Raw genomic sequence first — 13632 nt, 5'->3', positions numbered from 1 at the left:
CCGGCTTTCCCGCAACAAACTGGCGCTGACCATTGCGCTGGCCCTGATGGCTGCGCCTGCGGTTTCTGCCCCGGTTGTGTCGCCGGAACAATGGTTGCTGGAACAGGTACGGATCGGTGAAGCCAGTCATCAGGATGATCTGGTACGTCAGTCACTGTTTCGCCTGGAATTAATCGATCCGCAGAACCCGAAAGTGATGTCCGCCCGTTTGCGTCTGCTTCTCCGCGAAGGTGACCAGACCAGGGCGCAGCAGCAGCTGGAAAAAATTAAACAGGTTGCACCCGGTTCGGATGAATATCAGCAGGCACAGCTGAGCCTGAAAATCGCCTCGCCGGAAATGCAGCAAAAACTCCAGCAGACGCGCTTACTGGCAACCGCCGGGCGGCTCGGTGAAGCTAAGGCGCAATATGACGAGTTGTTTGGCGGCCAGCCGCCGACGCTGGATCTGGCGGTGGAATACTGGCAACTGATTGCGCGCCTGCCGGGGCAGAAAGCCAGCGCACAGGCGCAGCTCCAGGCGCTGAATAACCGGTATCCGGGGGATGTGCAGTTACGCCTGCAACTGGCGCAGATGGCGTTTGACGCAGGGGATGATGCCAAAGCGGTGGCGCTGATTAAGCAAATCGCTGCCACCAATGAAGGGCGTTCGCCTGCCGCTGACTTATGGCTGGCCCAGATTAAAGACCAACCCGTGGGCCATCCGAGCGCTGAGGCCCTGCAAGAGTTTATTACTACGTTTGATACCGGTCCGCAGGTGATTGCCGCACAACAGGAGCTTCAGCGTCAGCAGGCGTTGCTGGCCGATCCGCGTTATCAGGCACGACTCCGGGGTCTGGCGCAAATTAATCGGGGTGGTTCAACCGGCGCGATTGCCCCGCTGAAGCAGGCATTGCAGGCGAAACCCAACGATGCCGAGGTTCTCGGGGCGATGGGGCTGGCTTACTCCCGTGCCGGTAACCGCCAGCAGGCGCTGACCTTATTCCGGCAGGCGAAAGCCGCCGAAACCGACGGCTATAATGCGGATAAATGGAACAGCCTGATCCAGACCAACAGTTACTGGCTGAAAATCGATCAGGGCGACAGGGCGCTGAAAACCGGACAGCTTGAACAGGCTGAAGCGGCCTACAACCAGGCACAGCGTCTGGACTCCCGTGAGCCGTGGGCGCAGATCGGGCTCGGCGATGTGGCGGTTAAGCGTAAAAATGACAGGCAGGCAGAGCAGGCTTATCGCCGCGCACTCAGGCTGGAGCGCGATAACAGCAGTGCCCAGCGCGGTCTGGCAAATATCTATCAGCGTCAGTCGCCGCAAAAAGCCCTGGATTACATCAGTTCACTGCCGGCTGCTTCACAGGCGAAACTCAGCGACAAACAGCGGGGACTTCAAAGTGACGTTGTCACAATGGAGGCGGAAAAATATGCTGCCCGGCACAACTGGAATCAGGCCGCGAACCGCTACGGCGAAGCGCTGAAGCTGAATCCGGACGATGTCTGGACGACCTACCATTACGCTAATGCCCTGCGTGAGGCGGGCGAACCGGCGCAGGCGGATACGGTTTTCGCACAGCTTGCGGCGAAACGTCCGGTGGATCCGCAACAGGTTTACGCTTATGCGCTCTATCTTTCCGGCTCCGGTCGTGATGATGCCGCTCTCCACCATCTGAATACATTGCCGCAGGCGAAATGGGACGCCAACATGCGTGAAGTGGCGCAGCGCATTCAGCTCGGTAAAACCCTGGCCGCTATCGATGCTTCACTGGCCGCAGGTCATACGCAGCAGGCGAAACAGCAGTTGCAGCAGGCTGATCTGCATGACCTGAGCCTCAATCAGCAACTGCAGATCGCCATGGCCTGGCGTGATGTTGGTGACACGACCCGGGCCTTTGCGCTGATGCAGCCATTGAAAACGGCTGCGCGTTCACAACCGGCCGGACAAGACAAGGCACTGATTTATCGCAATGCCGCCAGCCTTGAACAGCAGCTCGGCGAGCCAGAACTGGCGCGTCAGGATTACGGGCAGGCGATGGTCGCCAGTGGCATCACCGACAAAACGCCACAGGACAATGACAGTTATACACGTCTGATCCGCAACAATCCGGCGGATGACTGGCTGAAACGCGGTATCCGCTCTGACGCAGGTGATCTTTACCGTCAGCAGGATATCAATTTCACGGTGGATACGGATTCGTGGACCTCGAGCGGTACGCCGGGCAAATCTGATCTCACCGCCAACACCACCATGTTGCAGGCAGATATGCCGGTGTATCAGGGGCGGGGATTCCTGCGGGCCGACTGGGTGCGTATGGATGCCGGAACTTTTGATAACGAAAACGGTAATTACGAAGCCAGTTTCGGCACCTGTCGTGATCAGAACTGCCGCCGATATCGCAGCCAGACCGCTAACGGTGTCAGCCTTGGCGCGGGCTGGGAAAATGAACAATGGAAAGGGGATTTAGGCACCACGCCGCTGGGTTTCCCGGTGGTTGACTGGGTAGGCGGGCTGGCTTACAGCGGAGACTGGGGTGATATCGGCTGGACGACCACGGTTTCACGCCGTCCGGTGTCCAGTTCGTTACTTTCTTTCGCTGGCGCAAAAGATCCGGGCACCGGCACCACCTGGGGCGGCGTTCGCGCAACCGGTGCCAGCCTTGGGTTAAGTTACGATCAGGGGCTGGCCAACGGGGTGTGGGCTGACCTCAGCGCGCATCAGCTGACCGGTGAAAATGTCGAAGACAATACCCGCGAACGCCTGATGGGGGGGTATTACTACAAGGTTATCAACGAAGATAACCGCCGCGCGACGGTGGGCCTCAGCTCCATGCTCTGGCATTATCAGAAAGACCTTAGCGGCTACACCCTGGGACAGGGGGGATACTACAGTCCGCAACAATATTTCTCGCTTGCCGTACCGGTGAATTACCGGCAGCGCACGGAGAACTGGTCATGGCAACTCGGCGGTTCCGTCTCCTGGTCTCGCTCCTCAACCAGCGATCAAAAACGTTATCCGATCCAGAATCTGATCCCGGATTCATTACCGGATAAAAATGCCATTGAAACCGGCAGTAGTGGTTCTGGTTTTGGTTACACGTTGCAGGCACTGGTTGAACGGCGTGTCAGTTCTCACTGGACCATCGGCGGGGGAATTGATATTCAGCAAGCGAAGGATTATACGCCAAGCCATTTCCTGCTGTACGCGAGATACTCGATGAGCGGCTGGCAAGGGGATCTGGATATGCCACCGGAACCGTTAGTGCCGTATGCGGACTTTAAGTAATGCCAGACCGGGCATTAGGGCGGTTTCTTGCTCGCCGCGAAAGCTGAATCGAGATGATTTCGGTTTCTTAACAGCGGTTATGACGGTTAAACCTCAAGACCTTGGGCTCGCCGCCCAAACTGGCCCAGAGGACGCGTAAGCGCGCGCCCTCCGGATTCCGCGCTTTTTCACTGCGCGCTTCGCTCGCTGGCTATGTTTCAGGTACCGCAGTGACAGGCTGGAAATCTTGCCGCGTTGCGGTTCCTTCACTCGGTCCTGGAGCCTTTGGTCTCCAGGCCGCTCCGTTCAGCAAGCTTTCTGAATCGCCCCTGGCTTTTAAAAAAACAAAACAAGTAAGGTTGCGACGTAGAAGCCTGAGGCCGTTTCCAAATACCGCCGGAGGCAGAGGTGGAAAACCGCGTGTCTTTTTACGCGGGTTATAACCCGAACGAAGGGAACCGCGCAGCGGCGGGATTTAGCGGCTATCCTTAGCGGCCAGCGAAAAGTGAAATTAACCAGCGCCTTGTTTATAGCTGTCCGTCCCCCAATCCACCATTCTCTCCAGCAACTGCCTCAACAACACCTGTAATTCGGCCGCCTTGTCAGGTGAATACGAAAACGGTTCAATCTCCTCCATATAATTCACCTGCGCCAGCTCAAGCTGAACGGCATGAATATCCCGGTCAGGCTGACCATAAGCTCTCGTGATATATCCCCCTTTAAACCGACCATTAAGCACATGACTGAAGCGGGTTTGTTGCTGGCAGGTTCTGTCGAGAATTTCACTCAGCGCCGGTGAACAGCTTGCGCCGCTGTTGGTGCCCAGATTGAGATCCGGTAGCCGGCCGTCGAAAAGACGCGGTATCACTGACGCAATCGAATGTGCATCAAACAGCAGCGCATAGCCGGATTCCTGTTTCATACGCGCCAGTTCTGACTGTATTTTCTGGTGATAGGGTTGCCAGATTTGATCGAGATATTGCTGGCGCTGAGTGTCTGCCGGCGTCATGCCTGGTTTAAAGGTCTCGCGTCCGTCAAAAAGCGTCTCGGGGTATAAACCTGTCGTGGCGGTGGTATATAACGGTTTATCGTCAGCAGGCCGGTTCAGGTCGATAACGAACCGTGAATACTGGCCGACCAGAATACTGGCACCCAGTGAACGCGCAAAATCATACAGCTGCGGGATATGCCAGTCGGTATCGGAAAGCGGAAGAGCGGCATCGCTCAGACCGCTGGCCACTTCTGGCGTAAGCTGCGTCCCTGCATGGGGAATGCTGATCAGTAACGGCGCGGTACCCAGGGTAAAATGGTATGGCTCAGCGATAACATTAGCAGTTGAAAGACTCATGAACGGAACTCTCCTCGTACTTCTCCACGATAGACAACAGTGCAGGGCAACTGACCACCCAGCCAGTAAACCAGTTCCGCAGGACGTGACAGCGGCCAGTGTATAAAATCAGCAACTTTTCCCGCTTCCAGCGTGCCGTGTGTTTCCTGTAAACCGAGCGCGCACGCACCGTGGCAGGTGATCCCGGCCAGTGCTTCCTCAGGCGTCAGTCGGAATAACGTACACCCCATATTCAGCATCAGACGCAAAGAAAGCGCAGGCGATGTGCCCGGATTAGCATCACTGGCCAGCGCCATCGGCACCTGATGTTTGCGGAACGCCTCCACAGGCGGGCATTGCGTTTCGCGCAGCAAATAATATGCCCCCGGCAGTAATACCGCGACGGTGCCGCCGGCGGCCATGGCCTGCGCATCTTCGTCCGTGGCGTATTCCAGATGGTCGGCTGACAGTGCATGATGTTTTGCCGCCAGCGCGCTGCCATGCAGCGAAGACAGTTGCTCGGCGTGTAATTTTACCGGCAAACCTAAGGCTTCTGCGGCATTAAAAACCCGTTCAACCTGGTCCGGTGAGAATGCCAGGTGTTCACAAAAGGCATCGACGGCGTCGGCCAGATTTTCACTGGCAACGACTGGCAGCAATGTGTTGCAGATGAGATCTATATAGTCATCCGCGCATCCTTTGAATTCCGGCGGCAGGGCATGGGCGGCAAGGCAGGTGGATTTCACGTCGACCGGCAGCATGACGCCCAACCGGCGGATCACCCGCAGCATTTTCAGTTCACTTTCTACGCTCAGTCCGTAACCGGATTTAATCTCAACACAGGTCACGCCTTCGGCCAGCAACGGTTGTAAACGGAACAGCGCCTGTGCCAGAAGTTCATCTTCAGTGGCCTCACGGGTCGCATTCACGGTGGACAGAATACCGCCACCGCCTGCAGCAATTTCCGCATAGCTGACGCCGTTCAGTCGCTGTTCAAATTCTGCGCTTCGGTCACCGCCAAATACCAGATGCGTATGGCAGTCAACGAAGCCCGGGGTGATGATCCCTCCCTCGAATTCATGCTGTGTGGCGCCTGCGAAAACCGGACAATCTCGGGCGGGGCCGGTCCAGACGATCTTCCCGCCTGCGACCGCAATCGCGCCGTTTTCAATCAGGTTGTAATGCCCGTCCTGCATGGTCACCAGGGTGGCACCACGCCATACGCTGTCACAACGCGCAGGCGGCTCGGAGGAAAAAGAAGGGGATATTGCTACCGGCATGACAGGCTCCAGGCTGAATTCATCTTGTATAGACAACTAAAGTCAACCTAACCCATAACGGTAAAACCGGCAAGTCAGCCAGCGATAGTTTTTTCTTATTACGAGACGTCTTCCAAAATTCGAACGAAGCGATAGCGGCCATGCAAAGCCGCCATTAAGGTGTGCCGGAATCAGCCATGGCTGGTGAAACGTCCAAATAATTGATAACGGGAACCCGGATAAATCAGACGCGCGGAAGTCACTACGCGGCTGCCGCTCCAGGTCCGGCGGTGGATCAGGAGGCAAGGCTCATGTTCATTAAGTTGCAACAATTCGCGCTGCTCATCGCTGGCACTGATGGCTTCAACGCGATGTTCACCCGCCGTCAGCGGCGCGATTTCCATCAGATACGTATAGGGTGTCTGCTTGTTCAGCACCTGTTGCAGATAATCGGGGGCGGTTTCCGGGTTCACAAAACGGTCTTCAATCTGCACCGGTACGTTGTTCTCGTAATGAACAATCTGCGAATAAAATATCATCGTACCCGTGGCGATACCCAGTTGCAGCGCCTGATCAGCGTCGGCCAGGCGTGCCTCGCACACCAGAATCTTGCTGTCATGACGATGACCGCGCCGGGCAATTTCATCGGCAATGTTGTGCACTTCCAGCATCGGGGTATAAGCCTTGGCTTCGGCCACGAAGGTTCCGACGCCCTGCATGCGGATCAAAAATCCCTCGCTGGTGAGTTCGCGCAGGGCACGGTTGATGGTCATCCGGCTGACGCCAATCTCATTGACCAGTTCACTTTCAGACGGCACCCGCTGATGCGGTTTCCAGACACCGGCGCGGATTTGGCTGATGATCGCCTGTTTAACCCGCTGATAAATTGGCGCGGGTGTATCGCTCATCGCGGCCGCCAGTTCAGACAATGTCTGCTGCGACACTCCCTGCTGTGGCACGGCACCATTTTGCAAAAGTGGTATGGGCTCCGACATGACTCTTACCTCACTCAATGAAATTCCAGAAATATTGGGAAAGTTTGCCTGTCCGCCCGGCAGTTTCCATCAGAGGAAAGTAAACGGAAAGGGCGTGACAGAAAACGAAATTTATAAAAAAAGGGTTGTTGCAAGTTTACAGCGCAATCAGGCATATGTATATGTATAGACAAGTCGCTTAAAAGTTTTGCAATTGTTTCCATAAAATTGCGTTTATGTTTCTTCTTACTGCTCAGGAATGCTGTCATGCCTGCTTATTTTGCTCCACGCGCTTTACTTGCTGATGGCTGGGCGCACAACGTGCGGCTGGATGTCGATGTTGCCGGAATGCTGACTGCGGTGATCCCGGACGGCGATCCGCAGGGTTGTCTGCCCCTTTCCGGCCCGGTGGTTCCGGGCATGCCGAACCTCCATTCGCATGCATTTCAGCGGGTGATGGCCGGACTGGCGGAAATCGCCGGGGATCCTCAGGACAGTTTCTGGACCTGGCGTGATCTGATGTACCGCATGGTGCAGCGCCTTACACCTGAGCAGGTGGGTGTCATTGCGCGTCAGCTCTACATAGAAATGCTGAAAGGTGGCTACACACAGGTGGCCGAATTCCACTATCTGCATAATGATATCAGCGGACAGGCTTATGCCGACCCCGGCGAAATGGCCGCGCATCTCAGTGAAGCCGCCTCGCAAACCGGCATCGGGCTGACCATGCTACCGGTGCTTTACAGTTATGCCGGATTTGGCGCACAACCGGCACAGGCCGGACAGAAACGGTTTATTCAGGATACGGACAGTTATCTCAGGCAACAGGAAATTATCCGTAAACGGCTCAGTGGTAAAAGCCTGCAAAATCAGGGGTTGTGCTTCCATTCCCTGCGCGCCGTAACCCTTGAGCAAATGCAGCAGGTGTTGCAGTCCGGCGATAAAACCCTGCCGGTGCATATTCATATCGCCGAGCAGCAGAAAGAAGTGAACGATTGTCTGGGCTGGAGCGGGCAGCGTCCGATTTCCTGGCTGTATGACAATCTGGATATTGATTCCCGCTGGTGCCTGATCCACGCCACGCACGCTGACCGTTTCGAGCTGGCAAGTATGGCAAACAGCGGAGCAGTCGCGGGGTTGTGCCTGACTACTGAGGCTAATCTGGGGGACGGGATTTTTCCCGGCGTCGATTATCTGGCACAGTCAGGGCATTGGGGCATCGGTTCCGACAGCCATGTTTCCCTGAATGTGGTTGAAGAACTGCGTTGGTTTGAATACGGGCAACGCCTGCGTGACCAGCGGCGTAACCGGCTGACGACTTCAGCGCAAAACTCGGTGGGCGATGTGCTTTACACGCAGGCATTACAGGGCGGCGCGCAGGCTTGCGGCGCGGCCATCGGGCAGCTTTCTGTCGGCTATCGTGCCGACTGGCTGGTGCTCGACGGGCAGGATCCTTATCTCGCTGCGGCAAAAAATCATGAACTGCTTAACCGCTGGTTATTCGCCGGTAATGCCGGACAAATTCGTGATGTGTATGTTGGCGGCGTACCGCGCATTGTGGACGGCCAGCATGAGCAACAACAGGCTGCGGCGGCGGATTTTCTGACACTTCTCCGCCATCTTGCGGAGGATGCCGCATGATCGCCTGGCACCATTTTGCCTTCGATGAACTGCCGGTCAGCCCATGGCGTAACGGCGGTGGCGAGACCCGTGAAATCTTCAGTTTTCCTGCCGGTAGTCATGATTTTGACTGGCGCGCCAGCATTGCCACTATCGCACAGGACGGGCCGTTCTCGGCATTTCCCGGCATTGACCGCTCCATCACTTTGCTGAACGGGGAGGGCGTGCATCTGCAGGCACCGCCTGAGGTTGATCACTTACTCAATGTTACCGGTGAGCCGTTTGCCTTCAGCGGTGATAGTGCGCTCAGTGCCCGTCTTCTGGGCGGTGTGACGACCGATTTTAACATCATGACGCGACGGACTGAATGTGTGTCACGGGTGGTTACCGCGCAACAACATCTTCATGTGACCCGTGAAAACGGCGGGGTGGTTTATGTTATCAGCGGGACGTGGCAACAGGCAGATGGCCAGCCCCTGCGGGCGGGCGAGGGATATTACTGGTCTGAAACAGCGGCAGCATCGCGACAGGCATCGGTGAGTCTGACCCCTGTTGATCAGGTACAGAGAGGCCTGCTGTTATGGGCGGCCATTACACGATAAATACCCTGCAGGGTTGCGCTAAAAGGGAGCATGCAACGCACTGAATTGATTCACCAGCCCGCATGGGACGAGGCGTAACCGGCGCCGGATGTGGCAAAACGGCATCAGCATAAACTGGCATAAAGCTTGCTTTGTTATTTTCGACTCACTTGTATAGACAAGAATATACAGTAGCGTAATTTGCTTGCGGCGTTTGACAGTCACAGGCATTTCCCCGAGACAGGCATATTGGCAGGAGTGGCAGATGAGCAACAAGATTACCAGGGTTGTACTGAAACGTTCGTTGTCGTTGTTAGGGCTGGCAGTAGCGCTGGGCAGTATGGCTGTCAGTGCGGCGCAGGCGGCCGATACGCCGGTTGCTGTGGGTATTTCGGGCTGGACGGGGTTTGCCCCCCTGACACTGGCAGACAAAGCAGGCATCTTTAAAAAGAACGGTCTGGATGTCACGTTAAAAATGGTGCCCCAGCAGTCGCGTCATCTGGCCATCGCTTCCGGTTCCCTGCAATGTGCGGCGACCACGGTTGAAACCTATTTAACCTGGAACGCCAGCGGCGTGCCGATCAAACAGATCGTACAGCTGGACAAATCCTACGGCGCGGACGGTATTGCCGTACGCAATGGCATCAGCAAAGTCAGCGACCTGAAAGGCAAAACCATCAGCGTGGATGCCCCGGGCACGTCTTCTTATTTCCTGCTGGCGTGGATCCTGGATAAAAACGGCATGACGATGAAAGACGTCAAACTCGCCACTCTCGGGCCGGACGCCGCCGCACATGCCTTTATTGCCGGACAGAATGATGCCGCCGTGACTTACGAACCCTACCTTTCCACCATCCGTCAGAGCCCGGACAAAGGAAAAATTCTGGCAACCACGCTGGACTATCCGATGGTCATGGACACGCTGGGCTGTACGCCAGCCTGGCTGGATAAAAACCCAAAAGCCGCGCAGGCGCTGGTGAACAGCTATTTTGAAGCGCTGGATATGATTAAGAACGAACCGGAAAAGTCCAACGAAATCATGGGCGCAGCGGCGAAAGAGACCGGAAAACAGTTTGCAGAAGAATCCAGTTATCTGCGCTGGCAGGATCGGGATGCCAATAAGAAATTCTTCAGCGGTGAGATTGTGACCTTCACTAACGAAGCGGCGCGACTGCTGACGGAGATGAAAATTCTGCGTAAAACGCCGGACATCAACACACTCTATGACGCGAAGTATGTGAAATAGCAATGAAGGACGGCGATATGAACACTCCTGTCAGTCAGGCAGCAGAACAACCCATGACGACAGAGTCAGCCTTACGTGAGCCGGCACCGTTGCCGGCAAGCAAAAAAGTCTGGCATAACCCCATGATGGTGCCTTTGCGGCCGGTTGCCGCGCGGCATCGCGTGTTCCTCGGGTTCTGTTTCTTTGTGCTGTTTTTTGCCGTATGGGCGCTGGTGACGTTTACCGGCCTCGTCTCCGCCACATTTCTTGCCAGTCCGGCGAGTATGTTGCAGGAAGGTATTTTACTGTTTACCGATTTTGATTTTACAACCGACATCGGCATGACCGTCATGCGGGTGCTGGGTGGATTTATTCTGGCTTGCGCCATTGCCGTTCCGCTCGGCATCTTCATGGGGTCTTACAAACTGATTGAGGCTTTTTTCGAGCCGTTTGTATCGTTTTGCCGTTATCTGCCTGCGTCAGCATTTGTGCCGTTGCTGATCCTGTGGGCGGGTATTGGTGAAATGCAGAAAATACTGGTGATTTTCATTGGCTCTTTTTTCCAGATAACCCTGATGGTGGCGGTGACCGTAGGTGCAGCGCGGCGTGATCTGGTCGAAGCTGCGTATACATTAGGCGCAACCAACCGGAGTGTCGTGCGCCGGGTAATCATTCCCGGTGCGGCACCGGAAATAGCCGAGTTGCTGCGCCTCGTGCTTGGCTGGGCGTGGACTTACGTGATTGTGGCAGAGCTTATCGGCTCTTCAAGCGGTATCGGTCATATGATTGTTAACAGCCAGGCGCTGCTCAATACCGGGCAAATGATCTTCGGCATTATCGTGATTGGTTGCATTGGTTTGCTCTCCGATCTGTTGTTCAAAGCGGCCAACCGTCGCCTGTTTGTATGGAGTTCATTGTGATGAGCCATCCGAAACTGAGTGTCCGTCAGGTTGAACGTATCTTTACCGGTCCGCAGGGTGAGAAAACACAGGCGCTGTTACCGGTGGATTATCAGGTTAATGAAAACGACTTTATCACCATCCTCGGGCCTTCCGGCTGCGGTAAATCTACATTACTGCGTATTGTTGCCGGGCTGGATCAACCGACGCGTGGCGAAGTGTGGTTAGACGGTGAACGCGTGGAGGGACCCGGTGCCGATCGTGGCATGGTTTTTCAAAGTTATACCTTGTTCCCCTGGCTGACCGTTGAGCAAAACATTTGTTTTGGTTTGCAGGAGCGTGGTGTAAGTAAGGCAGCGCAAAAAGAACGCAGCGACTACTTTATTCATAAGGTCGGGCTGCGGGGTTTTGAGCAGCATTTCCCGCGTCAGCTTTCCGGCGGGATGCAGCAACGTACCGCCATCGCCCGCGCGCTGGCGAATGATCCAAAAATTTTGCTGATGGATGAGCCTTTTGGCGCCCTGGATAACCAGACCCGCGTGATGATGCAGGAACTGCTGTTATCGATCTGGGAATCCTCACGCAAAACCGTGTTGTTCGTGACGCACGATATTGATGAAGCCATTTTTATGGCCAACAAAGTGGCGATTTTCAGTGCGCGACCGGGGCGGATCAAAACCGAGGTGGCGGTTAATTTCCCGCATCCGCGGGACTATACCCTGAAAACCTCGCCGGAATTTATGGCGCTGAAAGCGCAGGTTACCGAAGAAATTCGGACCGAAACGATGCAGACAATCGAACACTGATTTCGTTGCCATGTGTCTGCAGATAACAGGTTTTTGATTCGTCATGTAATACATATATACCCGGCGGGCTGAGTCCTTCGCCGGGTTTACTTCCGGTTTAACTTGTCTATACAGGAATAGATTATGGCTTCTTCATCCCATGTGTTAACCCTTTGCCGCCTGCAACCGGGTCATGTTGATCTGCCGATGCTGCGCAAGATTTATCAGGGCAATGTTCGCCTTGAACTGGCTGAGGAGGCGCGCGCGGGCGTGCTGGCGTCACAGGAAACGGTCACCCGCATTGTTGAATCAGGAAAAGTGGTTTACGGCATCAATACCGGTTTCGGCAAGCTGGCCCAAACGCGTATTCCGGCGGAACGTCTGGCGGAACTGCAACGCAATCTGGTGTTGTCACACAGCGTCGGGATCGGCAAGGATCTGGCGGATAACGTGGTGCGTCTGGTGATGGCGACCAAAGTGCTGAGTCTGTCGCGCGGCCATTCCGGTATCCGTATTGAGATTATCGATGCGCTGATTGCTTTGTTTAATGCCGGGGTTTATCCCTGTATTCCTGAGAAAGGCTCTGTGGGTGCATCCGGTGACTTAGCACCGCTGGCACATCTTTCCCTGATGCTGATTGGCGAGGGTCAGGTTACGGCACAAGGCGTAAAAATGTCGGCAACTGACGGTCTGGCGACGGCGGGTCTGAAGCCGTTTGAACTCGGTCCGAAAGAAGGGCTGGCACTGCTGAACGGCACTCAGGTTTCCACTTCTCTTGCACTGTCCGGCCTGTTTGAGGCCGAACGTGTATTTTCTGCCGGGCTGGTGGCGGGCGCATTGTCGCTCGAAGCGATTAAAGGTTCAGTGAAACCGCTGGATGCGCGGATTCACGAAGCCCGGGGGCAGCAGGGGCAGATGGGGGTTGCAGCCGCGTTGACCGCTATTCTCTCAGGTAGTGACATTGTCACGTCTCATGCGGATTGCGGCCGGGTACAGGATCCTTACTCCATCCGCTGTGTACCGCAGGTGATGGGGGCCTGTCTGGATAATCTGCACCACGCTGCGCGCATTCTGCGCATCGAAGCGAATGCGGCCTCCGATAACCCGCTGGTATTTTCCGAAAACGGTGATGTGATTTCCGGTGGTAACTTCCATGCCGAACCGGTGGCTTTTGCCGCCGATATCATTGCGCTGGCCGTCGCTGAGATCGGTGCGATTTCCGAACGCCGTATGGCGCTGCTGCTCGATACCGGGCTTTCCGGTTTGCCTGCGTTTCTGGTTAATGACGGTGGTGTGAATTCAGGTTTCATGATTGCGCAGGTTACCGCAGCGGCTCTGGCGTCGGAAAACAAATCGCTGGCGCATCCGGGCAGCGTTGACAGCCTGCCGACTTCGGCGAATCAGGAAGATCATGTATCCATGGCCACCTATGCCGCCCGCCGTCTGGGGGACATGTGTTTTAACACCAGTGTGGTCGTAGGCATAGAAGCGATGGCCGCCGCACAAGGTATTGATTTCCATCGTCCGCTGCGCAGTTCAGCCACGCTGGAAAATGAAATGAAAGCGATCCGTGAAAACGTAGCGTTTCTTGAAAAAGACCGCCTGATGGCACCGGACGTTGAAATGATGCGTCTTTGGGCTTCCCGCGAGCATTGGCCTGCTGCGATTGAAGCGCTGCTGCCAAGCTTTGCCTGAGCAATTTTGTCTTATAC

10 protein-coding genes are annotated in these 13632 nt (G+C 55.6%); 7 read left to right on the top strand and 3 right to left on the bottom strand.

Features of this window, described 5'->3' with window-relative positions:
- Positions 1–46 precede the first annotated feature (46 nt).
- Entirely contained in the window at positions 47–3271 is a 3225-nt protein-coding gene (locus tag EVX52_RS04995; protein ID WP_240783437.1) for a cellulose synthase subunit BcsC-related outer membrane protein, read from the top strand.
- 490 nt (positions 3272–3761) lie between these two features.
- Here the strand turns inward: EVX52_RS04995 and hutG are convergent, their stop codons facing one another.
- From hutG to hutC, 3 genes are all read right to left on the bottom strand, one after another.
- The gene (gene hutG, locus EVX52_RS04990; protein WP_129990745.1) at positions 3762–4598 is read right to left on the bottom strand and encodes an N-formylglutamate deformylase; all 837 of its coding nucleotides are present in this window, start codon (positions 4596–4598) and stop codon (positions 3762–3764) included.
- Positions 4595–5857, bottom strand: a complete 1263-nt coding sequence (gene hutI / locus EVX52_RS04985; RefSeq protein WP_129990744.1) for an imidazolonepropionase — start codon at positions 5855–5857, stop codon at positions 4595–4597. Before hutI ends, hutG begins: the two co-directional genes overlap by 4 nt.
- A 170-nt stretch (positions 5858–6027) precedes the next feature.
- Positions 6028–6831, bottom strand: a complete 804-nt coding sequence (hutC, locus tag EVX52_RS04980; protein WP_129990743.1) for a histidine utilization repressor — start codon at positions 6829–6831, stop codon at positions 6028–6030.
- Positions 6832–7077: 246 nt separating this feature from the next.
- On the opposite strand from hutC, the gene EVX52_RS04975 reads away from it, so the two are divergent.
- The 6 genes from EVX52_RS04975 to hutH all read left to right on the top strand — a co-directional run bounded on the left by EVX52_RS04975 (position 7078) and on the right by hutH (position 13615).
- Positions 7078–8451, top strand: a complete 1374-nt coding sequence (locus tag EVX52_RS04975; RefSeq protein ID WP_129990742.1) for a formimidoylglutamate deiminase — start codon at positions 7078–7080, stop codon at positions 8449–8451.
- Positions 8448–9032, top strand: a complete 585-nt coding sequence (locus tag EVX52_RS04970; protein WP_129990741.1) for a HutD family protein — start codon at positions 8448–8450, stop codon at positions 9030–9032. The genes EVX52_RS04975 and EVX52_RS04970 overlap by 4 nt, the downstream gene beginning before the upstream one ends.
- Before the next feature lie 244 nt (positions 9033–9276).
- A complete protein-coding gene (locus EVX52_RS04965) occupies positions 9277–10257 on the top strand; it encodes an ABC transporter substrate-binding protein (protein WP_129951243.1) in 981 nt (326 codons plus the stop codon).
- A 17-nt stretch (positions 10258–10274) separates the two neighbouring features.
- Positions 10275–11156, top strand: a complete 882-nt coding sequence (locus tag EVX52_RS04960; protein ID WP_129990740.1) for an ABC transporter permease — start codon at positions 10275–10277, stop codon at positions 11154–11156.
- The gene (locus EVX52_RS04955) at positions 11156–11941 is read left to right on the top strand and encodes an ABC transporter ATP-binding protein (protein ID WP_129990739.1); all 786 of its coding nucleotides are present in this window, start codon (positions 11156–11158) and stop codon (positions 11939–11941) included. The genes EVX52_RS04960 and EVX52_RS04955 overlap by 1 nt, the downstream gene beginning before the upstream one ends.
- 123 nt (positions 11942–12064) lie before the next feature.
- Positions 12065–13615 (top strand): histidine ammonia-lyase, encoded by a 1551-nt coding sequence (gene hutH, locus EVX52_RS04950; RefSeq protein ID WP_129951246.1) that lies wholly within the window; start codon positions 12065–12067, stop codon positions 13613–13615.
- Positions 13616–13632 lie beyond the last annotated feature (17 nt).

Source organism: Rahnella sp. CFA14(1/10) (assembly GCF_004195095.1).
In the GTDB taxonomy this organism is placed as follows: Bacteria; Pseudomonadota; Gammaproteobacteria; order Enterobacterales; family Enterobacteriaceae; genus Rahnella; species Rahnella perminowiae.
Note: the sequence above shows the minus strand (reverse complement) of the source record. Positions and strands in the feature narration are given on the sequence as shown.